The organism is Streptomyces sp. NPDC127190, assembly GCF_042672505.1.
GTDB lineage: Bacteria > Actinomycetota > Actinomycetes > Streptomycetales > Streptomycetaceae > Streptomyces.
In genome coordinates, this window is the sequence record NZ_JBHXVE010000006.1 from 111739 (window position 1) to 136682 (window position 24944).

General features: G+C 72.2%; 17 protein-coding genes and 1 pseudogene. 10 read left to right on the forward strand and 8 right to left on the reverse strand.

All coding sequences use genetic code 11. The features are described from left to right. Positions 1 to 4 precede the first annotated feature (4 nt). Complete coding sequence (locus ACFVIU_RS12430; RefSeq protein WP_385842305.1) at positions 5 to 1087, forward strand: DUF6397 family protein; 1083 nt, start codon at positions 5 to 7, stop codon at positions 1085 to 1087. Here the strand turns inward: ACFVIU_RS12430 and ACFVIU_RS12435 are convergent. Both ACFVIU_RS12435 and ACFVIU_RS12440 read right to left on the reverse strand, forming a co-directional pair. Beyond that, positions 1034 to 1900: an acyl-CoA thioesterase gene (locus ACFVIU_RS12435; protein ID WP_385842306.1), complete on the reverse strand. Its 867-nt coding sequence runs from the start codon at positions 1898 to 1900 to the stop codon at positions 1034 to 1036. The two genes, ACFVIU_RS12430 and ACFVIU_RS12435, sit on opposite strands and share 54 nt — an antisense overlap. Positions 1901 to 1919: 19 nt before the next feature. Next, positions 1920 to 4433, reverse strand: a complete 2514-nt coding sequence (locus ACFVIU_RS12440) for a DEAD/DEAH box helicase (protein ID WP_385842307.1) — start codon at positions 4431 to 4433, stop codon at positions 1920 to 1922. Between the two features lie 145 nt (positions 4434 to 4578). Between ACFVIU_RS12440 and ACFVIU_RS12445 the strand changes: the two genes are divergently transcribed. Further along, positions 4579 to 5373 (forward strand): metal-dependent hydrolase, encoded by a 795-nt coding sequence (locus ACFVIU_RS12445; protein ID WP_385842308.1) that lies wholly within the window; start codon positions 4579 to 4581, stop codon positions 5371 to 5373. Positions 5374 to 5486: 113 nt separating this feature from the next. Here the strand turns inward: ACFVIU_RS12445 and ACFVIU_RS12450 are convergent, their stop codons facing one another. The 3 genes from ACFVIU_RS12450 to ACFVIU_RS12460 form a co-directional block, all read right to left on the reverse strand. After that, on the reverse strand, positions 5487 to 5954 hold the full coding sequence (locus ACFVIU_RS12450; protein ID WP_385842309.1) for a DUF5709 domain-containing protein: 468 nt from the start codon (positions 5952 to 5954) through the stop codon (positions 5487 to 5489). A 384-nt stretch (positions 5955 to 6338) separates the two neighbouring features. Next, a complete protein-coding gene (locus ACFVIU_RS12455) occupies positions 6339 to 8120 on the reverse strand; it encodes an ABC transporter ATP-binding protein (RefSeq protein ID WP_385842310.1) in 1782 nt (593 codons plus the stop codon). After that, positions 8117 to 9922 (reverse strand): ABC transporter transmembrane domain-containing protein, encoded by a 1806-nt coding sequence (locus ACFVIU_RS12460; RefSeq protein WP_385842311.1) that lies wholly within the window; start codon positions 9920 to 9922, stop codon positions 8117 to 8119. Before ACFVIU_RS12460 ends, ACFVIU_RS12455 begins: the two co-directional genes overlap by 4 nt. A 288-nt stretch (positions 9923 to 10210) precedes the next feature. Between ACFVIU_RS12460 and ACFVIU_RS12465 the strand changes: the two genes are divergently transcribed. After that, on the forward strand, positions 10211 to 10945 hold the full coding sequence (locus ACFVIU_RS12465) for a L,D-transpeptidase family protein (protein WP_385842474.1): 735 nt from the start codon (positions 10211 to 10213) through the stop codon (positions 10943 to 10945). 93 nt (positions 10946 to 11038) lie between these two features. Beyond that, positions 11039 to 12649, forward strand: a complete 1611-nt coding sequence (locus ACFVIU_RS12470; RefSeq protein ID WP_385842312.1) for a peptide-N4-asparagine amidase — start codon at positions 11039 to 11041, stop codon at positions 12647 to 12649. Between the two features lie 70 nt (positions 12650 to 12719). Here the strand turns inward: ACFVIU_RS12470 and ACFVIU_RS12475 are convergent, their stop codons facing one another. Then, positions 12720 to 13169 carry a MarR family winged helix-turn-helix transcriptional regulator gene (locus ACFVIU_RS12475; protein WP_385842313.1) on the reverse strand — a complete coding sequence of 150 codons (450 nt, stop codon included), beginning with the start codon at positions 13167 to 13169 and terminating at the stop codon, positions 12720 to 12722. A gap of 115 nt (positions 13170 to 13284) precedes the next feature. Between ACFVIU_RS12475 and ACFVIU_RS12480 the strand changes: the two genes are divergently transcribed. Both ACFVIU_RS12480 and mltG read left to right on the forward strand, forming a co-directional pair. Beyond that, a complete protein-coding gene (locus ACFVIU_RS12480; protein ID WP_385842314.1) occupies positions 13285 to 15093 on the forward strand; it encodes an ABC transporter ATP-binding protein in 1809 nt (602 codons plus the stop codon). A 96-nt stretch (positions 15094 to 15189) separates the two neighbouring features. Next, complete coding sequence (gene mltG, locus ACFVIU_RS12485) at positions 15190 to 16086, forward strand: endolytic transglycosylase MltG (RefSeq protein WP_385842315.1); 897 nt, start codon at positions 15190 to 15192, stop codon at positions 16084 to 16086. A gap of 12 nt (positions 16087 to 16098) precedes the next feature. On the opposite strand, the gene ACFVIU_RS12490 is transcribed toward mltG, so the two are convergent. Next, positions 16099 to 17178 (reverse strand): FAD-dependent oxidoreductase, encoded by a 1080-nt coding sequence (locus ACFVIU_RS12490; RefSeq protein WP_385842316.1) that lies wholly within the window; start codon positions 17176 to 17178, stop codon positions 16099 to 16101. 75 nt (positions 17179 to 17253) lie between these two features. Here ACFVIU_RS12490 and ACFVIU_RS12495 point away from each other — a divergent pair. The 4 genes and pseudogenes from ACFVIU_RS12495 to ACFVIU_RS12510 all read left to right on the forward strand — a co-directional run. Continuing rightward, positions 17254 to 17448 (forward strand): annotated as a pseudogene (locus ACFVIU_RS12495) (hypothetical protein); the annotation flags it as partial. Then, positions 17445 to 17852, forward strand: a complete 408-nt coding sequence (locus tag ACFVIU_RS12500; protein ID WP_385842317.1) for a (2Fe-2S) ferredoxin domain-containing protein — start codon at positions 17445 to 17447, stop codon at positions 17850 to 17852. The pseudogene ACFVIU_RS12495 and the gene ACFVIU_RS12500, both read left to right, overlap by 4 nt. Before the next feature lie 211 nt (positions 17853 to 18063). Next, entirely contained in the window at positions 18064 to 18798 is a 735-nt protein-coding gene (locus ACFVIU_RS12505; protein WP_385842475.1) for an alpha/beta hydrolase, read from the forward strand. Positions 18799 to 19085: 287 nt separating this feature from the next. Then, entirely contained in the window at positions 19086 to 19508 is a 423-nt protein-coding gene (locus ACFVIU_RS12510) for a secondary thiamine-phosphate synthase enzyme YjbQ (protein WP_385842318.1), read from the forward strand. 34 nt (positions 19509 to 19542) lie between these two features. Here ACFVIU_RS12510 and ACFVIU_RS12515 read toward each other — a convergent pair whose 3' ends face one another. After that, on the reverse strand, positions 19543 to 24942 hold the full coding sequence (locus ACFVIU_RS12515; RefSeq protein ID WP_385842319.1) for a sacsin N-terminal ATP-binding-like domain-containing protein: 5400 nt from the start codon (positions 24940 to 24942) through the stop codon (positions 19543 to 19545). Positions 24943 to 24944: the final 2 nt, after the last annotated feature.

A 24944-nucleotide genomic window follows, 5' to 3' on the forward strand; every position in this document is an offset into this window, starting at 1 on the left:
GACCATGTCGGCGACCACCTTCACCGCGCACCCCACCAGCAGCTGCACGCCGAGCCGAGCCGCGAGGGAGCTGGGCCTCAAGCGCAGCGAGTTCGACCTCGCCGTGCACCTCGGCCGGATCAGGACCGTGCCCGACGAAGGGGGAGGGGGACCCGGGCGGGTGGAGCGCGCGGAACTGGACCGCCTCCGCGCCCAGGACGGCTTCCCCGAAGCCCTGCGCGAGAGCGTGCGCGTCGTCGGGACAACCGAGGGGGCCGCGCTCATGGGGATCCCGGCCGGCCGGTTCACCCGGCTCGCCCGCCTGGGCCTGTTCGTGCCCGTGCGCCTTTACCTGAACCGCTATCGCGCCGTGGTCTGGCTCTATCTGGCGGCGGACCTGCGCACCTTCGCGGCGGCCCCGGAGAACGCACACCTGCTCAAGGGGCGCACGCCCGAAGTGCTGCGCAGCCGGCTGGCGGACGGAGTGGATCTGCGCGCCCGCAACTGGCGCGGGCGTCACTTCGGTTTCCTGCTGCGTCAGGCCGAGGACCCATGGGCCCGGGCCGGAGCCGTGGCCGCCTTCCTCGCTTCCGTCGAGATCGCCGACGTGGTCAGGGACCCGTACGAACGGGCCCGGCTGAACCGCTACCGGCTTGTGGTGCCGGGAGCGGGCCAGCCCGGATCGCCCTCCGCCCATCTGGCCGAGACCATCATGACCGCACAGGACGCGGACGAGATCGAGTGGCTGCGCAGCGAACTGGCCCGGGCCGTCGAGGAGGCCCGCAGCCTCTCGCCGGCCCGGCGTCCGGCCGCGCGCCGGCCGGTGCCCAGGATGCGCACGGAGGCCCGCCCGGCCCTGCCGGCACGGCAGCCCGCACCGGCCAGGTCCTGCCCGCCCCGGAACCAAGCGCCCCGAGCGGGTACACACCGACCGGCACGCGGGCTGCGCGGCTGGCTCCGCCGCAGAAACCACGGCCCGCACAGGTCTGAACAAAGCGGCCGACGCCCCCGGCCCGATGTTCCCGGCCCACCGCACGCCCGGCTCCGGCCCCCGCTACAGGGACCGGAACAGCCCCTCCTGGACGACCGACACGATCAGCTGCCCTGAGAGGTTGTAGATGCGGCCCCGGGCAAGGCCCCGGCCGCCCACCGCGATCGGGGACTCCTGGTCGTACAGGAACCACTCGTCCGCGCGGAACGGCCGATGGAACCACATGGCGTGGTCCAGCGAGGCCATGTCGAAGTTCCGCGGACCCCACAGCGGTTCGATCGGAATGCGGACCGCGTCCAGAAGAGTCATGTCACTGGCGTACGTGAGCGCGCACGTGTGGACCAGCGGATCGTCGCCGAGCGGTCCGACCGCGCGCATCCACACGGCGCTGCGTGGATCGGCGCCCTGGATCTCCTCGGGGTTCCAGCGCAGCCGGTCGACATACCGGATGTCGAAGGGCTGGCGGCGCGCCATCCGCTCCAGTTGCTCGGGCAGCGCGCCCAGATGCTTGCGGATCTCCTCGGTCACCGTCGGCAGCGACTCCGGGTCCGGCACCTCGCGGGCCGGCGGCAGCTGGTGCTCGAACGGTCCTTCCTCAGGCTCGTGAAAGGAGGCGGTCAGATTGAAGATCGTGCGGCCCTGCTGCACGGCCGTGACCCGCCGGGTGGTGAACGACCGCCCGTCGCGGACCCGCTCCACCTGGTACACGATGGGCACACCCGGCCGGCCCGGACGCAGGAAATACGCGTGCAGCGAGTGCACGGGGCGGTCGCCGTCCGTGGTGCGGCCGGCGGCGACCAGCGCCTGGCCCGCCACCTGGCCGCCGAAGACCCGCTGCAAGGACTCCTGCGGGCTGCGGCCACGGAAGATGTTGACCTCGATCTGCTCCAGGTCGAGCAGGTCGACCAGTCTCTCGGCCGGGTTCGTCATCGGTGGGTCTCTCCTGTGGTCAGAGCTGTCCGACAGCGGTGACGCGGACGACCGCACGTCCCTCGGCGTCCGAGGCCGTGAGGTCGATCTCCGCGCTGATGCCCCAGTCGTGGTCGCCGTTCGGGTCGTCGAAGATCTGGCGGACGCGCCACAGGGCGTTCTCCGGCTCCTCCTTGATGACCAGCAGCTTGGGACCGCGGGCGTCGGGGCCGGTGCCGAGGTCGTCGTACTCGTCCCAGTACGCGTCCATCGCCTCGCCCCACGCCTCGGCGTCCCAGCCGGACTCGGCGTCCAGCTGGCCGAGTTCCTCGACCTGGTCGAGCGCGGCCAGCTCCACGCGGCGGAACATCGCGTTGCGCACCAGGACGCGGAAGGCACGGGCGTTGGCGGTGACCGGCTTGACCTCGTCGGCCTTCTCCTGCGCCTCCTCGGCCGTCATCTCCTCCGGGTTCGCGAGCTGCTCCCACTCGTCCAGCAGGCTGGAGTCGACCTGGCGGACCATCTCGCCCAGCCACTCGATCAGATCCTGGAGGTCCTCGGACTTCAGGTCGTCCGGGATGGTGTGGTCCAGGGTCTTGTAGGCGCTGGCGAGGTAGCGCAGCACGATGCCCTCGGTGCGGGCCAGCTCGTAGAAGGAGACCAACTCCGTGAAGGACATGGCCCGTTCGTACATGTCCCGGATGACCGACTTCGGCGACAGCGGGTGGTCGCCGACCCACGGGTGGCTCTTGCGGTAGGTGTTGTACGCGTGGAAGAGCAGCTCCTCCAGCGGCTTCGGGTAGGTGATGTCCTGGAGGCGCTCCATGCGCTCCTCGTACTCGACCCCGTCCGCCTTCATCGCCGCCACGGCCTCACCGCGCGCCTTGTTCTGCTGCGCGACAAGGATCTGCCGGGGGTCGTCCAGGGTCGACTCGACCACGGACACCATGTCCAGGGCGTAGGACGGCGACTCGGGGTCGAGGAGTTCGAACGTGGCGAGCGCGAACGTGGACAGCGGCTGGTTGAGCGCGAAGTCCTGCTGAAGGTCGACCGTGAGCCGGACGATCCGGCCCTCGGCGTCCGGCTTGTCGAGCTTCTCCACGATGCCGCCGTCGAGCAGCGAGCGGTAGATCGCGATAGCGCGGCGGATGTGCCGCAACTGCTGCCTGCGTGGCTCGTGGTTGTCCTCCAGCAGGCGGCGCATCGCCTCGAAGGCGTTGCCCGGCCGGGCGATCACCGAGAGCAGCATCGTGTGCGTCACCCGGAACCGCGAGGTCAGCGGCTCCGGATCGGACTCGATCAGCTTCTGGAAAGTGTTCTCCGTCCAGCCGACGAAGCCCTCAGGCGCCTTCTTGCGCACCACCTTGCGCCGCTTCTTCGGGTCGTCGCCCGCCTTCGCCAGCGCCTTCTCGTTCTCGATGACGTGCTCAGGCGCCTGCGCGACCACAAGCCCGGCGGTGTCGAAACCGGCCCGGCCGGCCCGGCCCGCGATCTGGTGGAACTCACGGGCCCGCAGCGTGCGCACCCGGTTGCCGTCGTACTTGGTCAGAGCGGTGAAGAGCACGGTGCGGATGGGCACGTTGACGCCCACGCCGAGGGTGTCGGTGCCGCAGATGACCTTCAGCAGACCGGCCTGGGCGAGCTTCTCCACCAGACGCCGGTACTTCGGCAGCATGCCGGCGTGGTGCACGCCGATGCCGTGCCGGACGTACCGGGAGAGGTTGCGGCCGAACTTGGTGGTGAAACGGAAGTTGCCGATCAGCTCGGCGATCTGTTCCTTCTCCTCCCGCGAGCACATGTTGATGCTCATCAGCGCCTGCGCCCGCTCCACGGCCTGCGCCTGGGTGAAGTGGACGATGTAGACGGGTGCCTGCTTGGTCTCCAGCAGATCGGTGAGCGTCTCGGTGAGCGGGGTGTACTGGTACTCGTAGGAGAGGGGCACCGGGCGGGTCGCCGAGCGGACGACTGCGGTAGGGCGGCCGGTGCGGCGGGTGAGGTCCTTCTCGAAGAAGGACACGTCACCCAGGGTCGCCGACATCAGGATGAACTGCGCCTGCGGCAGCTCCAGCAGCGGGATCTGCCAGGCCCAGCCACGGTCGCCCTCGGCGTAGAAGTGGAACTCGTCCATCACGACCTGGCCGACGTCGGCGTCCTTGCCGTCGCGCAGCGCGATCGACGCCAGCACCTCGGCCGTGCAGCAGATCACGGGCGCGTCGGCGTTCACGGAGGCGTCGCCGGTGAGCATGCCCACGTTCTCGGTGCCGAAGATCTTGCACAGCTCGAAGAACTTCTCCGACACCAGCGCCTTGATCGGCGCCGTGTAGAAGGTGACCTCGTCCCGGGCCAGTGCCGCGAAGTGCGCACCCGCGGCGATCATGCTCTTGCCGGAGCCGGTCGGGGTGGAAACGATCACGTTCGCCCCGGAGACCACCTCGATCAGCGCCTCCTCCTGGTGGGGATAGAGGGTGAGGCCGCGCTCCTGGGCCCACGACTCGAAGGCTTCGTACAGGGCGTCGGGGTCGGCGGTCGGCGGCAGCTGATCGATGAGGGTCACGACCCCATCTTGCCTGTCCTTGTCCCCGAGAGGGGAATCGGCTGCGGGACCGACGATCATGGCCGCTACGCTGTGTCGCCGACGCAGCGTCAACGCACCAGGTCAACTGGTCAGCGGCACACGAGGAATGGGGCGGGAAGCGGCCATGATGGGACCAGCACACTCACTGTCGGGGGCCGCGGCCTGGCTCGGCGTCGGAGCGGCCGCCGCGGCGGCCGGGCACCCGATGCCCTGGCCGGTGCTGCTCGCCGGTGCCCTGATCTGCGCCGGCGCCGCGCTCGCCCCGGACCTCGACCACAAGGCGGCGACCATCTCGCGGGCCTTCGGCCCGATCTCCCGCTGGCTGTGCGAGATCGTGGACAAGCTGTCGTACGCCACCTACAAGACGACCAGGAAGCAGGGCGACCCGCGCCGCTCCGGTGGGCATCGCACCCTGACACACACCTGGGTGTGGGCGGTGCTGATCGGCGCGGGCTGCTCCGCGGCGGCGGTCACCGGCGGCCGCTGGGGTGTGCTGGCGATCCTCTTCGTGCACATGGTGCTGGCGATCGAGGGCCTGCTGTGGCGGGCGGCGCGCGGCTCCAGCAGCGATGTCCTGGTCTGGCTGCTGGCGGCGACCACCTCGTGGATCCTCGCCGGGGTGCTGGACAAGCCGGGCAACGGCTCGCACTGGCTGTTCACCGAGCCCGGGCAGCAGTACCTCTGGCTCGGCCTGCCGATCGTGCTGGGCGCGCTGGTGCACGACATCGGGGACGCGCTGACCGTGTCCGGCTGCCCGATCCTGTGGCCGATCCCCGTGGGCCGCAAGCGCTGGTACCCGGTGGGGCCGCCGAAGGCGATGCGGTTCCGGGCGGGCAGCTGGGTCGAGCTGAGGGTGCTGATGCCCGTGTTCATGCTGCTCGGCGGAGTGGGCTGCGCGGCGGCTCTCAACGTGATCTGATCCCTGGTCCCGGCCGCGGCTCCCGGCCGGCTCGCGTCGGCGCCGCCGTACGGGCGCGCGAGACGGGCGATGCCGGCGATGCGGCCCTCGGTGCCGGCCGTCCACGGGGGTGGTCAGCCGGGCAGGGAGTCCTCGTCGACGATGTGCATCGCGGCTTCCTCCGCGGAGGCGGCGGCGCCGTCGATGCCGACGTCGGTCGCGAGGAGGGCGGGCTCGTCGTCCTCGTGCGCCCCCTCGTCGGGGGCCACCAACCGGCCGGAACGCCGGTTGCCGACCTCGTTGTCGAGGGGTTCCCCGTCGGTGTCGTGGTCACCGATGCCGTCGCCGTCGGGCGCGGCGAGGTCGGGCAGCTCCTCGGCCAGGCGTTGGTCGAGGGTCTCGCCCGCCTGGCGTTCGGCCGCCGTCACTCCGTCGTGTTCCACGGCCCATGGCCGCTCGGGCGGGGACCAGCCGCGGTCGAGCGGATCGTCGACGCCGTCGAAGTCCAGTGTGTCCTCGACGTCGAGCACCCCCGAGTCCTCCCGGATCTCCGAGGGATCGGGCTGGTAGACGTCGTCCCCCCAGCCGCCGGCGCTGTCCACGGGTACCTCCATCTGGTGAGGACGGCCACGTACCGCCGAGACGGGGCGCGGGCCGTCGGCACAGGTGCCGCACGACGGGGACCAGCTGGTTCCCGGGTGTGCCACGAACCGGTGCCGTTCTCCAGACTTCCACCCCTGCTCGGGACCGCGCAACGTCACGAGCCCCGCCCGGGGCCCGAGCAGCCGCACTCCGGGCCCGCGGTCCCAGACGGGCCCCGGCACAGCCCGCACCCGCACCGCCGCCACGGGCCCGGCGCGCCCCCGGGCCGGCCGCCCAGGCACCGTCGGCACCGGCATCGGTCCCGCCGGTCTCCCGACGTCCCCGGCCGCCCGGCGCCGGCGCCCGCCCGAGCAGCGGGCGCCGACGGAAGCGGTCGAAGGGCCTCAGCCGTGCCAGGAGCGCCACAACGCGGCGTACGCGCCGTCCGCCGCGACCAGCTCGGTGTGGCTGCCCAGCTCGCTGATGCGGCCGTTCTCCACCACGGCGATCATGTCGGCGTCGTGCGCGGTGTGCAGCCGATGGGCGATGGCGACCACCGTCCGGCCGTCGAGGACACGCGCCAGCGAGCGTTCCAGATGGCGGGCCGCGCGCGGGTCGAGCAGGGAGGTCGCCTCGTCCAGGACCAGCGTGTGCGGGTCGGCCAGCACCAGCCGGGCCAGCGCGATCTGCTGGGCCTGCGCCGGTGTCAGCGCGAGCCCGCCGGAGCCGACCTCGGTGTCCAGACCGTCGTCCAGCGCCCGTGCCCAGCCGTCCGCGTCGACCGCGCCCAGGGCCGCCCACAGCTCGGCGTCCGTGGCGCTGGTGCGGGCCAGCAGGAGGTTGTCGCGCAGGGAGCCGACGAAGACGTGGTGCTCCTGGTTGACGAGGGCGACATGCGCGCGGACGCGTTCCGCGGGCATCCGGGACAGCTCCGCCCCGCCCAGGGTGATCCGGCCGTCCCGCGGCGCGTAGATGCCGGCGAGCAGCCTGCCCAGGGTGGACTTGCCGGCGCCGGAGGGGCCGACCAGGGCCAGCCGGGTGCCCGGCGCCACCTCCAGGGAGACATGGCGCAGCACGTCGACGCCCTCCCGGTAGCCGAAGTGCACCCGGTCGGCGTGCACGTCCCGCCCGTCGGGGGCCAGCGTGTCCTCCCCGGCGTCCGGTTCGATCTCCCGCACCCCGACCAGCCGGGCCAGCGACACCTGGGCCACCTGCACCTCGTCGTACCAGCGCAGGATCAGGTTCACCGGGTCGACCAGCATCTGCGCGACGAGCGCGCCGGTGGTCAGCTGGCCGACGCCGATCCAGCCTTGGAGGACGAACACGCCGCCGACCATCAGGACCGAGCCGAGCACGATGGCATGCACGGCACTGATGACCGGGAAGAGCACCGACCGCAGCCAGAGCGTGTAGCGCTCCCAGGCCGTCCACTCCTTGATCCGCTGCTCCGACAGGGCGATGCGGCGGTCCCCGAGCCGGTGGGACTCGACGGTGCGGCCCGCGTCGACGGTCTCGGCGAGCGCGGCGGCGACAGCGGCGTACCCGGCGGCCTCGGAGCGGTAGCCGGAGGGGGCGCGCTTGAAGTACCAGCGGCACCCGGCCACCAGCACCGGCACGGCCAGCAGCACGGCGGCCGCCAGCGGCGGTGCCGTGACGACGAGCCCGCCGAGCAGCAGCAGGGCCCACACGAAGCCGATCGCCAGCTGGGGCACCGCCTCCCGCATGGCGTTGGCCAGCCGGTCGATGTCGGTGGTGATGCGGGACAGCAGGTCGCCGGTGCCCGCCCGCTCCAGCACCCCCGGCGGCAGCCCGACCGAGCGGACCAGGAAGTCCTCCCGCAGATCGGCCAGCATCCGCTCGCCGAGCATCGCGCCCCGCAGCCGGACCTGCCGGACGAACACCGCCTGCACGGCCAGCGCGAGCAGGAACAGTCCGATGCTCCATCCGAGACGAAGATCCCGCGCGTGGCCGGACACCCGCTCGACCAGCCCGCCCAGCAGGTACGGCCCGACCATGGAGGCGACCACGGCCACCGTGTTGACGGCGATGAGCAGCAGGAAGGACCGGCGGTGCCGGCGGAACAGTGCGACGACGTAGGTCCGTACGGTCGCGGCCGTACCGACGGGCAGGGTGGTGGCGGTCGTCGGGGCCGCCGGGTCGTAGGCCGGCGGCGCAACGCCGATCATGCGCTCTCCTCGATCTCTTCCAGCTCCTGGAGGGCGTCCAGCAGAGCGCCCTCTTCGGCGGCGGCCAGCTCCTCCTCGGTGTCCCGGGTCACCACGGCCCGGTACCGCGGCTCGCCGGCGACCAGCTCCCGGTGCGGGCCGGTCGCGACCACCTCGCCCTGGTGGACCAGCGCGACCCGGTCCGCGCGGTCGAGCAGCAGCGGGGAGGAGGTGAACACCACCGTCGTCCGTCCCGAGCGCAGCCGGCGCAGACCGTCCGCGATACGGGCCTCGGTGTGCGAGTCGACGGCGGAGGTCGGCTCGTCCAGCACCAGCACCTCGGGGTCGGTGAACAGCGACCGGGCCAGCGCCAGCCGCTGCCGCTGGCCACCGGAGAGCGAGCGCCCGCGCTCGGTGATCCGCGCGTCCATCGGGTCGTCGGCGCCCAGCGATCCCTGGACGAGCGCGTCCAGGACGTCCGCGCACTGGGCCGCCGCCAGCGCGTCCGCGGCCTGTACGGCACCGGATGCGGGCACGTCGAGCAGTTCGCGCAGGGTGCCGGAGAGCAGCACCGGGTCCTTGTCCTGCACGAGGACCGCGGTCCGGGCGCTGTCCAGCGGCAGCTCGTCCAGCGGCACGCCGCCGAGGAGCACCGAGCGGCCCGGTTCGGCGGGGTGGCCGCCCAGCCGGTCCGCGAGCCGGCCCGCCGCGTCCGGGTCGCCGCACACCACGGCGGTGAGCCGGCCCGCGGGCGCGAGCAGACCGGTCTCGGGGTCGTACAGATCGCCGCTCGGTTGCTCGGCCGCGCGGACTCCGTCCGTGGCCGTGGGCCGTTGCAGGGACAGCACCCGCGCGGCCCGCTTGGCCGAGGGCCGGGAGAAGGAGTACGCCATGGCGATCTCCTCGAAGTGCCGCAGCGGATAGTTGAGGATCATGACCGCGCTGTACACGGTGACGAGTTCACCGACCGCGATCCGTCCCTGGCGGGCGAGGTGGATGCCGTGCCAGACGACCGCGATCAGCAGCAGCCCGGGCAGCAGCACCTGGATGGCCGAGATGAGCGACCACATGCGGGCGCTGTGCACCGCGGCGTGCCGCACCTCCTGCGAGGCGCGGCGGTAGCGGTCGAGGAACAGTTCCTCGCCGCCGATGCCGCGCAGCACGCGCAGTCCGGCGACCGTGTCCGAGGCCAGCTCGGTGGCGCGGCCGGCCTTCTCGCGCTGGACATCGGCGCGGCGGGTCGCCCGAGGCAGCAGCGGCAGCACCGCGACCGCCACGACGGGCAGGCCGACGGCGACCACCACACCCAGCGCGGGCTGGTACACGAGCAGGCCGACGCAGACCACGACGACCGTCACCGCGGCCGCGGTGAACCGGGAGACGGCCTCCACGAACCAGCCGATCTTCTCGACGTCACCGGTGGAGACGGCCACCACCTCACCGGCGGCGACCCGCCGGGTCAGCGCGGAGCCCAGATGGGCGGCCTTGCGTGCGAGGAGCTGCTGGACGCGGGCGGCGGCGGTGATCCAGTTCGTGACGGCGGTCCGGTGCAGGAAGGTGTCACCGAGGGCGATGCCCGTCCCGCACAGCGCCAGCAGACCACCCGTCAGGGCGAGCCGGGTGCCGGAGCGGTCCACGACCGCCTGTACGGCGAGACCGACACAGAAAGGGAGGGCGGAGACGGAGACGAAGTGGAGCAGGCCCCAGGCGAGCGACTTCAGCTGCCCGCCCAGCTGGTTGCGCCAGAGCCACCACAGGAATCGAGGACCCGAGCGCGCGTCGGGAACGCCCGGATCGGAGTACGGAAGGTCTTGAATCTGCATGAGGTCTGACGTCCCAGTGGCTCGTGTCAGCGGAGGGGGAGAGGAATGGGGGCGAGGGGGGAGTGCAAGGCGAAGGGCGGCACCAAACCGTGCAAGGTTCGCTTCGGGGCGCTGCGGATTTCAACCGGTTTTCTCGGCCGCTCCGCACAGTTCGCCGACTTTCCGCCACGGGCCCGCGGGGCCCCGTTCCGGCCGTCCCGCACCCCGTCACCCGAATGTCCAGAAGATCACACAAGCAACGGGTATGTGATGCACGATGATTGAGTGCAGAGCGACAGCGTGCGGCGAATGACGGTCGCGGTGGCGACCCTTGGAACACTCTTGGCATCCGTGTCCGCGTGCGACACGGACAACCCGGGGCCGCCCCGGACCGGCGGAGCGCCGGGTCCGAGCGGCGGGCTCCCGAAGAGTCCGGCCGTGTCGGAGCCCCCGGCGACGGATCCGGCCCGTATCCCGGGGGTGGGCGACCGCCTCTTCCGGCAGATCCCCGCGGACTCCCGCCAGGTGGTGGCCGTCTACGGGGAGGGTGCGGACTCGGCCGACTCCACGGTCGTGCTGTACACCCGGCAGGGCGCGGAATGGCGGCCGGTGGGCAGCTGGCCCGCGCACAACGGCCGCAACGGCTGGACGGCGGACCATCATATGGGCGACGAGCGCAGCCCCGTCGGTGTGTTCACGCTCTCCGACGCGGGCGGGGTGCTCTCCGATCCGGGCACGAAGCTGCCGTACGACCAGGACGAGGACGCCTACTCCCCGCCGTTCGAGGGCGAGGAGCATCAGCATGACTTCGACTACGTCATCGCCATCGACTACAACCGCGCCCGGGGTACCGCCCCCGACGACCCCACCCGCCCGGAGGGGGACGACAAGGGCGGCAGCATCTGGCTGCACGTGGACCATGACAGCGGCACCTCGGCGTGCATCAGCGTCTCCGCGGAGGCCATGCGGTTCCTGCTGCGCAGGCTCGACCCGGCCGGGCATCCGGTGATGGTGATGGGGGACAGGGACGACCTGCGCGCCTGACCGGCCCGGCTTCCGTCCGCCACCGCCCGTGCGCGGCCGAACCGTGGCGGGTGGCATTGCGGACGGGGTGGCGGCCCCGTTAGAACACCGGGCATGAAGAGACGGATAGTCATGTCCATGCTCATAGGGGCGACCCTCCTGCTGAGCACGTTCCTCGGCGCGGGGGCGGGAACCGCCCAAGCCGCCGACGTGCCCGCCGAGTTCGGCACCGACTGGCACGACCCGGTGACGGCGGAACCCCCCGTCGAGCGGCCCCACACCACGTCGTGCCAGGTCACCCTCGCCGACGCCCAGTTCCGTGACTTCACCCCCTACCGGAGCGCCTACACCCCGCCGCAGGGCTGCGGCGACCGGTGGAGCAAGGTCGTCCTGCGCCTGGACGGCAAGGTGAAGGGACGACAGTACGACCGGCTCGGCTATCTGCACGTCGGCGGGGTCGAGATCCTGCGCACCTCCACCCCGGAGCCCTCGCCCGACGGCATCGAGTGGCATGTCGAGAAGGACGTCACCCGCTACAGCGACACCTTCCGCAGCCCGCAGGACGTCGAGATGCTGATCGGCAACGTCGTGAACGACACCTACACCGGTGTCATCGACGTGCACGTCACTTTGACCTTCTACGCGGGCCGTCCCGCCGAGCGGACCCCGGACCGCGTCCTGACCCTCGCCGGCGCTCCCGGCGGCACCACCCTCACCGCCCCGCGCAACAGCGAGCGGATCGTCGCCGAGGTGTACGCCACCGGATCGGGCGGCGGCTGTGAGGAGTTCTGGTATCTGACCGTGGCCGACCCGGCGTCGTACTCCTGCAAGGCCGACCACGGGCCCTACCGCGAGGTGCAGATCACGGTCGACGGCCGGCTCGCCGGGATCGCCGCGCCCTACCCCAACGTCTGGACCGGCGGCTGGTCCAATCCCTTCCTCTGGTACGTCGTCCCGGCCCCGCACGCCTTCGACGTCCGGCCGATCCAGTACGACCTGACGCCGTTCGCCGCGCTGCTCGACGACGGCCGGCCGCACCGCGTCGAGGTCTCCGTGGCCGGTGTCCCGGCCGGGCAGTCCGGCTGGAGCACCCCGGTGAACGTCCTGGTCTGGCAGGACGCGCACCGCGACCGGCTCACCGGCGCCGTCACCGAGGACACGGCGACCGATCTCGCCAACTCCTCCGTCTACACGCCGGGTGCGGAGAACCGCGTGGACACCCGGGCGGGGCACCGGCTCACCGTCTCCGGCTACCTGGACACCTCGCACGGCCGCGTGACCACCACCGTCACCCGGACGCTCGGCAACACCTCCGCGCACCGCTGGACCGACGGCGAGAACACGGACGGACTCGACGCGACCTGGACCGACGACGAGACGGTCACCGTCGCGGGGCACGGTCCCGTGCGGACGACGCACACGCAGCGGACGTACGCCATGAACGGCGCCACGACCCTCGGCTCCGACAACCGGCTGCGCACCGTGCTGACCCTCGGCGACCGCGCCTCGGTCACCGAGGAGCGCGACGGGCGCCGCACGGTGTGGTCCCGGCTCGACGACACCTATCGCGGCGACGCCGCGTACACGCTCGACGTCCCGCGCGACCAGCGGCACGCGGTCGGCACATCGACCGAGCGCTATCGGCTGTACGGCTCGGACGGCTGCTACGACCGCTCGCTGACGTCGGTCCAGGGGGTGCTGACGGAGGATCGCGACCGCTGCTGACGCGGCAGGGGTGCGCGGCGGCCGGGGCCGGAGCAGGCCACAGCCGTCCCCTGGCCGCACGCCCCGGCTGTCAGCAGCGCTTGGCCGTCTCCCCGTCGACCAGCGTGTCCAGCAGCACGCCCAGCACCTCACGCTCCTTCTCGGTCAGCGGGGCGAGTATCTCCTCGGCCGCCGAGTGGCGGGCGCCGCGCAGCTCGCGCAGGGTCGCGCGGCCGTCGTCCGTCAACTCGATCCGGGTCACGCGGCGGTTGGACGGGTCCGCCACCCGGCGCACCTTGCCGCTCGCCTCCAGCCCGTCGACCAGCGTCGTCACCGCGCGCGGCACCACTTCCAGGCGCTCGGCGAGATCGGCCATGCGCGGGGGTGAGCCGTAGTGCGCGAGGGTGCGCAGCAGCCGGGACTGGGCCGGGGTGACACCCAGCGCGCGCTGCTCCAGATGGCGCTTCTGGATGCGGTGCACCCGGCGGGTGAGCCGCAGCAACTGCTCCGCGAGCAGGCCCTCGGGATCGGGGGAGGTCATGCGGGAACAATATCAGGATGCCGTTCATTGTGAGTATAGGTAACAATGAGCTACGATCCGTTCCGTCATCGTCGGCCGATCCCTGACCGGCGCCTGCCGACCTCCGTAGGAGCCCATGCATCCCGACCGTGAACCCTCCTGGACCCCACCTGCCGACGCCAAGGAACAGCCGCGGCAGGTGCGTCGCATCCTGAAGCTCTTCCGTCCCTACCGGGGACGGCTCGCGATCGTCGGCCTGCTGGTCGGCGCCTCCTCGCTGGTCTCGGTGGCCACACCGTTCCTGCTGCGGGAGACCCTCGACGTCGCGATCCCGCAGGGCCGCACCGGTCTGCTGAGCCTGCTCGCGCTGGGCATGATCCTCAGCGCGGTCCTGTCCAGCGTCTTCGGTGTGCTCCAGACGCTGATCTCGACCACCGTCGGCCAGCGCGTCATGCACGACCTGCGCACCGCCGTCTACGGCCGGTTGCAGCGCATGTCGCTCGCCTTCTTCACCCGCACCCGCACCGGTGAGGTGCAGTCCCGCATCGCCAACGACATCGGCGGCATGCAGGCGACGGTCACCTCCACCGCCACCTCCCTGGTCTCCAACGTCACCAGCGTCGTCGCCACGATCGTCGCGATGGTGGCCCTCGACTGGCGGCTGACCGTCGTCTCGCTGCTTCTGCTGCCGGTGTTCGTCTGGATCAGCCGGCGGGTCGGCAACGAACGCAAGAAGATCACCACCCAGCGGCAGAAGCAGATGGCCGCGATGGCCGCCACCGTCACCGAGTCGCTGTCGGTCAGCGGCATCCTCCTCGGCCGCACCATGGGCCGCTCCGACTCGCTGACCACGTCCTTCGCCGAGGAGTCCGAGCGCCTGGTCGACCTCGAGGTGAGAGCGAACATGGCCGGCCGCTGGCGCATGGCCGTGATCACGATCGTCATGGCCGCGATGCCCGCCGTCATCTACTGGACCGCGGGCCTCGCCCTCCAGCTCGGCGGCCCGGAGGTCTCCCTCGGCACCATCGTCGCCTTCGTCTCGCTCCAGCAGGGCCTGTTCCGCCCGGCCGTGAGCCTCCTCGCGACCGGCGTCCAGATCCAGACCTCGCTCGCGCTCTTCCAGCGCATCTTCGAGTATCTGGACCTGCCGATCGACATCACCGAGCGCGAGCGGCCCGTCCGCCTGGACCGGATCAAGGGCGAAGTCCGCTTCGAGGACGTGGAGTTCCGCTACGACAGCGACGACAGGACGCGCCCGGTCCTGGCCGGCATCGACGTCACGGTCCCGGCCGGCGACAGTCTCGCCGTCGTCGGACCGACCGGCGCCGGCAAGTCCACCCTCGGCTATCTGGTGCCGCGGCTCTACGACGTCACCGGCGGCCGGGTCACCCTGGACGGCGTCGACGTCCGCGACCTCGACTTCGACACCCTCGCGCGCGCGGTCGGCGTGGTCTCCCAGGAGACGTACCTCTTCCACGCCTCGGTCGCCGAGAACCTGCGCTTCGCCAAGCCGGACGCCACCGACGAGGAGCTGCACGCGGCGGCGAAGGCGGCCCAGATACACGACCACATAGCCGCGCTGCCGGACGGCTACGACACGGTCGTCGGCGAACGCGGCCACCGCTTCTCCGGCGGCGAGAAGCAGCGCCTCGCCATAGCCCGCACCATCCTGCGCGACCCGCCGGTCCTCATCCTCGACGAGGCGACCAGCGCGCTCGACACCCGGACCGAGGCCGCCGTCCAGGAGGCCATCGACGCCCTGTCGGCGAACCGGACGACGATCACCATCGCCCACCGTCTGTCCACCGTCCGCGGCGCCGACCAGATCGTGGTCCTGGACTCCGGGCGGGTCGCCGAACGCGGCACCCACGAGGAGCTGCTGGAGCGCGACGGGCGGTACGCGGCCCTGGTGCGCCGGGACGCTCAGCTGGAGCCGACGAGCTGATGCGGGAGGCGGCGATCCCGCGCGGCAAGGAGACGCTACCGCCGACAAACTGACTATATGCCGGGTTTGTAGTGATATGCGTATTACCGTGCCTGCATGCAGCTGAAATCTCCGCCACGGAACACGATCCGACTGACCCGCCGGGGCAGGCTCGTCCTCGTCGTGGCCGGCGCCGTCGTGGCCGGCACCGCCGTGGCGGTGCCGCTGCTGACCCTGGGGGCCGCACCCGAGGAGCCCAAGCCCACCATGCTGGTCATCCCGGAGGGCTGGCGCGCGGGCCAGGTGTACGAGGCCGTCGACCGCGCCCTTGAGCTGCCCCCCGGCAGCACCCGCAAGGCCGTCGGCAGGGCCGGCCTGAAGCTGCCGAACGACGCCGGGGGCAACCCCGAGGGCTATCTCTTCCCGGCGACCTATCCCATCCGGAAGGGAGAGACCCCCGAGTCCGTGCTGCGGTTCATGGTCGACACCGCCAACCGGAAGTTCAACGGCCCGACGCTGACGGCCGGTTCGCAGCGCCACACCATGAGTCTCTACCAGGCCGTCACCATCGCCAGCATCGTCCAGGCCGAGGCCGCGACCAAGGCCGACATGGGCAAGGTCGCCCGGGTGGTCTTCAACCGGCTGGAGCGCGGAATGCCGCTCCAGATGGACTCCACCGTCAACTACGCGCTGAACCGCAGCACCGTCCGCACCAGCCAGGACGACACCAGGATCGAGAGCCCGTACAACTCCTACCAGCGCATGGGCCTGCCGCCGACGCCGATCGACAACCCCGGCGAGGAGGCGATGCGCGCCGCGGTCAACCCGACGCCGGGCGACTGGCTGTACTTCGTCACCGTCAAACCCGGGGACACCCGCTTCACCGCCGACTACCCGGCACACATGCGCAACGTGGCCGAGTTCAACGCCCTCCACCAGGGGACGGGCCAGACGCAGACACCGAGCGGCGGTCCGCAGCGGCCCCCGGTCGCCGCCCAGGACGCGGGCCGCTGAACCGGCGGGACCTCACGCGGCGACGGCCTCCTGCTCCGCCAGCAGCCGCCGGATGTCCCGTACGGCCGCCCGCCCGGCCCTGTTCGCGCCGATGGTGCTGGCCGAGGGGCCGTACCCGACCAGATGGATCCGTGGATCGGCCGCCACCCGGGTCCCCGCCAGCCGGATACCGCCGCCCGGCCCGCGCAGCCGCAACGGCGTGAGATGGTCGAGCGCGGCCCGGAACCCGGTCGCCCAGAGGATCACATCGGCGTCCACCCGCCGACCGTCGTCCCAGGCCACCCCGTCCGGGGTGATCCGGTCGAACATCGGCTGCCGGTCCAGCACCCCGTCCGCGAGCCCCTGCCGGACGGCGTCGTTCAGCGGCAGCCCGGTGACCGAGACGACGCTGAGCGGTGGCAGCCCCTGGCGCACCCGTTCCTCCACCAGCGCGACCGCGGCGCGGCCCGCCTCCTGGTCGAAGGGCCCGGCGCGGAACACCGGAGGCCGCCGGGTCACCCAGGTCGTGGCGGCGGCGAACGGGGCCAGCTCCAGCAGGTGCTGGGTGCCCGAGGCACCACCGCCCACCACCACGACCCGCAGCCCCGCGAACTCCTCGGGCCCCGCATACTGCGCGGTGTGCAACTGCCGTCCGCGGAAGGTCTCCTGCCCCGGATAGCGCGGCCAGAACGGACGGTCCCAGGTGCCGGTGGCGTTGATCAGCGCCCGCGTCGACCACACGCCGTCCGAGGTCTCCACACGCAGCCGTCCCGCGTCGCCCTCGCGCACCGCCCGCACATCGACGGGGCGCCGTACCCGCAGGTCGAAGACGCGCTCGTACCGGTCGAAGTACTCGCCGATCACCTCCGCCGACGGCCGCGCCGGATCGGCGTCCGTCAGCTCCATGCCGGGCAGCGCGTGCATCCCGTGAACCTTGCCGTACGTCAGTGAGGGCCACCGGAACTGCCAGGCGCCGCCCGGCCGGGGGGAGTGGTCGAGCACCACGACGTCGCGGCCGGGCTCGAAACCGGTGCGCCGCAGATGGTAGGCGGCCGCCAGCCCCGCCTGACCGGCGCCGATGACCACAACCTCGACCTCGCGTGATTCGTTCACGCTTCCACTAACAGGGTGCCGGGCCCGGATCTTCCCGCTGCCGCGCCGCTCGCTGCCTGACCATCCGGACCCGGTGGCACCCGCCCCTTGCCCCTCGGCGCCGCAGGTCACGAAGGCTCCACTGTTATCGTCGGACGCAACGGCCCGCGTCTGTCGGCCGATGGCATGTCTCAAGGGGGATCAGTGACGACCGCAGCACAGCGGTCCGCCGTTTCCGGCGTCATACGTCCGACCGGCGCCGCCGAGGCCCGGGCCGGTGCCGCCCGGTGAGCCGCCGAGCACGCAAGGCCGCCCCCGCCACCGACGGACCGGCCCGCTGTACCGTCACCGTCTGCCGCGGCTGCTGCTGCGGCACCGCGAAGATCCCCGGCATCGACCACGCCGCTCAGCTGGCCGGGCTGCGCCACGCGCTCGACGGCCTTGCGCAGGTGCGGGTGACCGACTGCCTGGACGCCTGTGAGCAGGCGAACGTCATCGTCGTCCAGCCCTCCGCCGCCGGCCGGGTGGCCGGCGGCCGCCCGGTATGGCTGGGCCTGGTCAACGACCCCGACGCCGCCGACGACATCGCCACCTGGATCGAAGCCGGCGGCCCCGGTCTCGCCGAGCCGCCCGGCGTGCTCGACCTGTACGCGTTCACCCCCTCCCGCCGCATCCGCCGAGGCGTCGACGGCTGACGTCACAGGTCGAAGGGCCCGCGTGACCGGTGCTCAGCGAAAACCCGTTGGCGAAGTCATGGCGGCCACTGCTACGTTTCGGAAGGCCGTGCAAGAGAGCGAGGAGGTGGTACCCGTGAACGTATCGACATGGGTGCTCCCCTCCGGGGTCACGGTCGGGCGATAGGTCGTCCGGGAGCGCCGTTCCATGGCACTCCCGAAAGGCACGACCATGCACGTCACTTCTGCCCGGCGTCTCGACGACGCTGTCCTCGAACGCGAATTCACCCTCGGCGAGATCCCCGGCATCCTGTGGACGCCCTCATCCGCATCCGCACCGACGCCGCTGATCCTGCTCAGCCCCCCTCCTCTCGGGCTGCGCACGGCGTACCCCCGGCTGGTGGCCCGGGCCCGGAACTCCGCGGCGGACGGCTTCGCCACGGCCACCATCGAACTTCCCGGAAGCGGCGAGCGGCCCCGTCTGCCCGGCGCCGAGCAGGCTCGCGCCGATCTGCGCCGGGCTATTGAGGCCGGTGAGCCGGTCAGCGACGAGATCATCGACGCCCTCATCCTCCCGCTGGTCGACCAGGCGGTCCCGGAATGGCAGGCCGCCCTGGACGGCCTCCTGTCGCTGCCCGAGATCGGCGGTCCGGTCGGATACTCGGGGGGAGTGATCTCCATCGGCACCCGGCTGGCGGTGGTCGAGCCGCGCATCTCGGCCGCTGTTCTGTTCGCCGGGAGTCTCGTCCCTCGCGCCATGTTCGAGGAGGCCCGCAAGGTCACCATCCCGCTGCACGTCCTGTTGCAGTGGGACGACGAGGGGAACGACCGGCAGGCGGCCCTGGACCTGTTCGACGCCTTCGGCTCCAAGGAGAAGACGCTGCACGCAAATATGGGCGGCCATACCGGTGTTCCGCAGTTCGCGGCGGATGCCGCGGCCCAGTTCTTCACCCGACACCTGAAATGAGGCCCGGCCGTCCGGCCACCGGCGAACAGTAGCCGTGCCGGCCCAAGGGTCGACGCCGAGCCGGGCCGCGCCGCCGGAGAGGGGGCGCGGCCAGGCGCCCGTCCGGTGGCCGAGCCCGGCCTCGGCCAACACCCGCTCGGCGACGCAGCGTTCGGGCATGTACCCCCTTCCGGGGCGCCGGCCGGGGTGCCGGAAAAGCCACGCCGCATCTCGCTCCGTGGACCGCCGGTATCAGAACCGGCCGTGCCGGGGAGTGTGGATCCCGGCTCATGGGTCAGGATGACCTCATGCCAGATGCCTTCACCACCCGGACGCTGAACGTCTCCACCGGTACGCGGGAGCGCGTCGTCGACCTCACCCAGGACTGCGAGGACTTCCTGCGGGAGGCGGCGGCCGGCCGCGACGGCCTGCTGAACATCTTCGTCCCGCACGCCACCGCCGGGGTCGCGGTCATCGAGACCGGTGCCGGCAGCGACGACGACCTCCTCGCCGCCCTGCACAGCCTGCTCCCCGCCGACGACCGCTGGCAGCACCGGCACGGCAGCCCCGGCCACGGCCGCGACCACGTCCTGCCGGCCATCGTCCCGCCGCACGCGACCCTTCCCGTCATCGCCGGCCGGCTGGAACTCGGCACCTGGCAGTCCGTCTGCCTGGTGGACACCAACAAGGACAACCCGGACCGCACGGTGCGGCTGAGCTTCCTCGGCTGACCGAGCCGATCGTGGCGGAGGGAGCGGCCGCGCCTCACAGCCGATAGGCGAAGCGGAGCGCGCCGCCCTCCTCGCGGTAGAGCCCGCGGCCGCGCTCGCTGAACGGGTTCGGCAGCATGCGCACCTGTCGGTGTTCCGCGTCCAGCACCGAGGTGACCACCAGGATCCGCCAGCGGTCACTGCCGGCGTACTTCTGCGCCGCCCGCACCTCGGTTTCGCCGAGCTCGATCCGCCCGCCCGGCCCCTGGGTGGCCTTGACCTCGTACAGCCGCGGACTCCTGCCGGAGCCGACCGTGAAGTCGTAGCCGAGGCTGTCGTCGCCAGGGCCGGGGAAGACGTGAGCCCGGTTCCCGGAGACCCAGCTCGTCTCGTCGGTCGCCCGGTCCTGCTCGCGCAGCCATTGGTACGCGTACCACTCGCCGACGAAGCCGATCGCCGAGCGCTGGGCCGACGACAGCCCGCGTTCTGCTTCGACGCGCCCGCCTGGCCGTTCACCCGAGGGGCCGGCCGTCCTCCGGGGCGGGATCGGCTTCAGCGCGGCCCAGCGCCATCGGGGGCTGCCGTGGAGCGGCGGGTCGGTTTCCAGAGTGCGGCGCAGCTCCGCGGCCAGTTCGGAGAAGTCGCCGGACTCGATGTCGAAGTCCCGTTCGCCGAGGGAGATGATCCGCTTGCGCTTGGCCCGTTCGGTGCGGGCCCGCTCCGCGGCGTTCCGTGCTCGGTCCAGCTCGGCCGGGGTGAGCCCGTGCACCCGGGGATCCGAGGAGGCGTCCATCCCCGCCGGCCACTGTCCGAGGGCCGCGAGCCAGCCGACGACATCGTCCGCCGAGAGCTCACGGAAGTCGAGCGCGCCCGCCTCGTCCAGCAGGGCGGTGATCTCCTCCGCGGCGGCCGCCTTCGCCAGCGCCGCGGGCAGCGGCTGTTTCGCGGCGTTGACCAGGGCGACCAGGTCGGGTGCCGCCTTGGCTATGAGCGCGTGGTTGTGGCTGCGCACCCTGTCCATGGCGGCAAGCCGTTCGCCCTTGGCCGGGGCGGGCGCCCCCAGCCGGGCGGTGAGTGCCTCTTCGACGTGGGCCCGCAGCAGGCCGTCGTCGGCGGTGTCGACGGTGAGCGCCCACTCCTGCGGAGCCGTGATCCATTTCAGGGAGCGGAGGGCGGGCCAGTCGGCGATGGGCCTGCGATGGTCGAACTCTTCCCGACGGGCCCAGCGCAGCCGGTCGATGAGGACGCCGCGACCGAAGTCCACGTACCGGCGTACGGCCTCGTCGTGGGCCTCGGCGTGGCTGATCGGGCGGTACCGGGGCGCGAGCCCCGCCAGGGTGCGGTTCAGGTCCGCGAAGTCGACCTCGGCCACGTTCCGGAGGCCGTCGATGTCCCGCGCGTCGCGCGCGGCCTCGATGAGCTGCGCGGCGGGCAGCGGAAGGGCGCCCTCGTACGGTGCGAGGCGGGCGAGGAACTCCCGGGCGTCGGCCGGAGCAGGCTCCGTCAGCTCCCTGGCCCTGCCGGCGCCGAGCGCGTGGACGAGGAAGGGGTGGCAGCGCTCCAGCACTCCCGCCAGGGAGCCGTCGAGGCGGTGGGCGGTCTCCCCGACCTGGTCGACGGAGAAGTCGAGCGCTGCTGCGAGCTGCTGCTCGGTCGGCTCATCGAGGGACGCGTGCCACCGCTCCAGTTCGCGGGCGGCGAGCTTGAGCGGGACGGCGTACGTCGGACGGTCCAGGACCTGGCTGACCGCGTAGCCGGTCCGGGCCACGAAGTCCCAGGAGAGGGGCAGGTCCGGGGTGAGGACCAGCGGGTGCGAGGGGTCGGGCAGGGGCAGCATGCCGTCCTGCCGTTCCGGGAGTTCCACGTCCGCCCCGTCGAGGGTGATCTTCAGCGAGAGGTAGCGGTGGACGCGGACGCGGCGGACGGCGGCGACGAGTTCGGTGAGCTCGGCATCGGTCGGACGGCCGCCCCGGGGCGGATGGTCGGCCAGCACGCCCACCGCGAGCGGAAGCCACGGCAGCTCGTCGACGAGTGGCGTGCCGAGCCCTTCGGTCGTGCCGGAGGCTCCGACGACGGTGGTGCCGGAGGTGCTGACGATTTCGACCGACAGGTCGGCGTCGTCGGCGTGCCGTATCGCGTCCGGGCAGCGCCGGCGCAGGATGCGGGCGACGTCAGCCGCCGCTTCCGGCACCACGAGCAGCGGAAGCGTGAGCTCTCCGGCCAGGCGTGCCTTCAGGCTGTCCCGGTCCCCGGTGACGTACAGCCGGACCGAGCCGTCGAGGAGCGTGGCGAAGTCGACCGCGATGAGCTGCTTGCCCCGCTCCGCGAGCAGGGCCGAGCCGATGAGCGGCTCGAGGGAGGACGCCTGGGCGGCCAGGCTCTGCCAGGCGCGCTCGTTCGCCCGCTGAAGGGCGGCCCGGTCCCCGTCGTCCACGGCGTCCGTCTTCACCAGCTCGCCCAGGGTGGCGATGAGCCGGGCGCTGTCCCGGGGGTCGCCCCAGGTCGGCAGCCCGGCGTCGCGCAGCCGTCGCAGGACCTGATCGTCGTCCAGCAGGGGGCGGAGCTGCCGCAGCACGGTCGGGGCGAAGACCGGCTCCTGCTCCAGGGTCGCGGGGGCATGCCACGCCTCGTCCGGCCGTACGAAGTGGACGCTGCCGCCACGGCCACGCACCGGGAGCCAGCGCTGACCGCGGACGAAGGCGGACAGGGGAGTCGGGACCTGCTGGTAATCCTTGTTGCCCGTCCGGTCCCGGTGCCAGACGCTGGTGAGGTGCTTGTGCTGCCACCGGGCCAGGCCGTCCAGGACCAGGCGTGCATAGGCGATCCGGCCCGGTTCGCTCAGCCGCCCGGCGACGTCCTGGCCCGGCAGCCGGAACGCGGCGGTTCCGACGTACGGGGTGTACCGATGAGCGACCCGGCTCCGCGCGCGGTCGATGAACGGCCGCCACTGATCGGCGACCACGTCGGACACCTTCGCCATGCTGATCAGGTTGCTCGTGGTGAGCATGCCCCCCTCGGCCTGCGTCTCCGCGCCGGCGGACACCACGGGCAGCAGCCCGTCGGTGACACCGAGATAGCCGAGGAACTCCCGCCACTCCTCCTGGGTTTCGCCCCGCCGCAGGAAGCCCTCGGGCGGCGCCAGGAGCCGCTCCGCCATGAAGCGGAGGCCGGCCGAGGACTCCCGCCCCTCGGCCACGACGGAGGCCAGCGCGTCGCCCTGGGTCCCGGTCCATCCGGCCCCGAACACGGCATCGGCCGCTTTGATGGCGGGGCCTTCGGCGGAGGGAACGTACAGTCCCAGCTGGCGCAGTTGCAGCGACTGCGACTGCCTCGACTGGTGGAGGCGGAACACGAAGCGGAGGGCCTGTTCGCGCAGCCGCGCCGAGGTGCTCTCGGTGAGGGCGCGGCGGACGTGGTCGAGCAGGCCGGCGGCGTCGAAACGGCGGACGAGCCGGAAGCGTTCCAGGAAGAGCCGGGCTTCCTGACGTCGTACGTGACCTTCCTCCTCCACCCAGTTCAGTCCCGGGTGCAGATAGAACATGCGCTTCTTCAAGGCGTCGGGCACGGCCAGGGCCTTGTCACCCGCTGTCTCGCCGCGAGCCGGCTGGAAGAACGCCTCCCGCCTGGCCGCTCTGCGCCGCGAGCCGTCCTTCGTGCCCGTGGACTGGTCGCCGTTGGCCCGCCGGAGCTCCCCGTCGTCCGCCAGCAACAGCTTCCTGCCCCGCAGTACTCCCCCCTCCTCCTTGAACAGCAGGGCGAGATCGGCGTACACGCCGTTCCAGTGGTCGGCGGGAGCATCGGGAGCGGGCCGCGGCAGCGTTTCCACGATCCGCTCGGCATGGTCGGCCCGCTGCTGCGCCGAGGGCTCCAAGGGGCACTTGAGCGCCTCGCACAACCTCGCGAGACGCTTCAGGGGCTTGGCCCCGACGTCCGGGTCGGCCACGGCGATGCCCACCGCCCCGGCCGCCTCGGCCGTGAGCACCGACAGCCTGAGATCGGGCCAGAGCACGGAATCGCGGGGCGTGCCCCAGGAACCGTGCGCAGCCCCGCGGTCCAGCAGCGGTACGACGGGAACGTCCGCGAACTCGGCGCCATGCACCCGCTGCGCCGCTTCGCGCAACAGGTGGTGGGAGCGCGGCTCGTGCTCCCATGTCACAAGATCGACCGCCAGCCTGCGGTCCGAGGGCCGCGCCCCCTCCCGCAGCACGGCGGCCGCCGCCAGGGAGGTCTCGGCCGCCGCCGCGAACAGCATGCTGTTCAGCGGGTGCTCCCGGTCGAGGGCCGTACGGTCCACCTTCGTGAAGAACGGGGCGTTGAGGTGTCCCCGCAGGGGCGCGCCGGCGTCCTCGCCCAGGGGGAGGAAGGTGTAGATCCGGCCACCCCGCAGCGACTCGGCGCCGTCGAGGGGCAACGCCATCTCGACGACGGCCGGTTCCTTCCAGTCGCCCCACGAGTCGTCCAGCTGCCCCCGCTCGGTCGCCGCCTCGAGCGTGGCACGCAGGCGTGCCACGGGCACCTCGCCCCTGGCCACCAGGTACGCGCCCAGGGAGCCGAGATCGACACGGGCGAGGGAGACGACCGGAACGCTCTGCGCCGCACCGGCGAGCACACCGTGCCCCTCGGGCTGGTCCCCGCCGAGCGCCAAGGGGGCTTCCCGCCGGGTGAGTTCCGTACGGCGGGGGGCTTCGCCTCCGCGCCGTTCGATGACCAGTCGGTCGAGCCGGTCCAGGAACAGCATCACGGGAGCCTTCGCGGCGCCCAGCTCGTCGAGGCGGCGCACGGCCGCACGCCGGGAGGCCTCGTTGCGCAGCGGGATCCTGATGACCGTCACATGACCGTCGGCGGCCAGCTCCTTGCACGTCGGGGGCACGTCCGAGAGGGGGAAGGGGACCTGGAAGGGCGGGAGTTCCTCCTCCGCCCTGCGGACCAGGTCCTCGTCGCGGAGCAGCACCCGAAGGTCGTCCCCCACCGCGAACCGGAAGCAGTACCCGTCCAGCACGGCCGGACCCTCTCCGGCCGCGCCGGCGCTGTAGACCTCCGGGGCATCCGTGATTTCCAGGATGCTGCGGAAGCCGACCCCCTTGTTCCCGATGCCCTCGCCGACGGTCTTCTCACTCCGGGCGAGCTTGCACACGGCCTGGATGCGGGCCCAGGTGAAGGGAGTGCCGCCGTTGGCGACATAGAGCGTGCCGTGCGCCCCTTCGCCCTCGTCGAGCAGGACGTGCACGCTCCCGTCGTTCCGGTCTTTGCTGTGAACATCGTGGCCGTTCTGGAGCAGTTCCAGGAGGAAGCGTCCGGCGTAGTCGCGCGCGTTGCCGTGCGAGGCCGCGCGCAACTGCTGGGCGGGTTGCCATACCTGCGTGGACTGCCACTCCCTCAGCACGGCCTGCGCGTAGTCCCACAACTCGCGCGCCCACGTGCCGCTCGGGCCGTCCTCGTCCGTCGTACCGGCCATGC

Coding starts and splice junctions, on each gene's coding strand:
- mltG (WP_385842315.1), top strand. CDS start 15,190: ATGCAGCTGAAATCTCCGCCACGGAACACGATCCGACTGACCCGCCGG.
- ACFVIU_RS12480 (WP_385842314.1), top strand. CDS start 13,285: ATGCATCCCGACCGTGAACCCTCCTGGACCCCACCTGCCGACGCCAAG.
- ACFVIU_RS12470 (WP_385842312.1), top strand. CDS start 11,039: ATGAAGAGACGGATAGTCATGTCCATGCTCATAGGGGCGACCCTCCTG.
- ACFVIU_RS12515 (WP_385842319.1), bottom strand. CDS start 24,942: ATGGCCGGTACGACGGACGAGGACGGCCCGAGCGGCACGTGGGCGCGC.
- ACFVIU_RS12505 (WP_385842475.1), top strand. CDS start 18,064: ATGCACGTCACTTCTGCCCGGCGTCTCGACGACGCTGTCCTCGAACGC.
- ACFVIU_RS12460 (WP_385842311.1), bottom strand. CDS start 9,922: ATGCAGATTCAAGACCTTCCGTACTCCGATCCGGGCGTTCCCGACGCG.
- ACFVIU_RS12475 (WP_385842313.1), bottom strand. CDS start 13,169: ATGACCTCCCCCGATCCCGAGGGCCTGCTCGCGGAGCAGTTGCTGCGG.
- ACFVIU_RS12435 (WP_385842306.1), bottom strand. CDS start 1,900: ATGACGAACCCGGCCGAGAGACTGGTCGACCTGCTCGACCTGGAGCAG.
- ACFVIU_RS12455 (WP_385842310.1), bottom strand. CDS start 8,120: ATGATCGGCGTTGCGCCGCCGGCCTACGACCCGGCGGCCCCGACGACC.
- ACFVIU_RS12510 (WP_385842318.1), top strand. CDS start 19,086: ATGCCAGATGCCTTCACCACCCGGACGCTGAACGTCTCCACCGGTACG.
- ACFVIU_RS12430 (WP_385842305.1), top strand. CDS start 5: ATGTCGGCGACCACCTTCACCGCGCACCCCACCAGCAGCTGCACGCCG.
- ACFVIU_RS12445 (WP_385842308.1), top strand. CDS start 4,579: ATGATGGGACCAGCACACTCACTGTCGGGGGCCGCGGCCTGGCTCGGC.
- ACFVIU_RS12465 (WP_385842474.1), top strand. CDS start 10,211: ATGACGGTCGCGGTGGCGACCCTTGGAACACTCTTGGCATCCGTGTCC.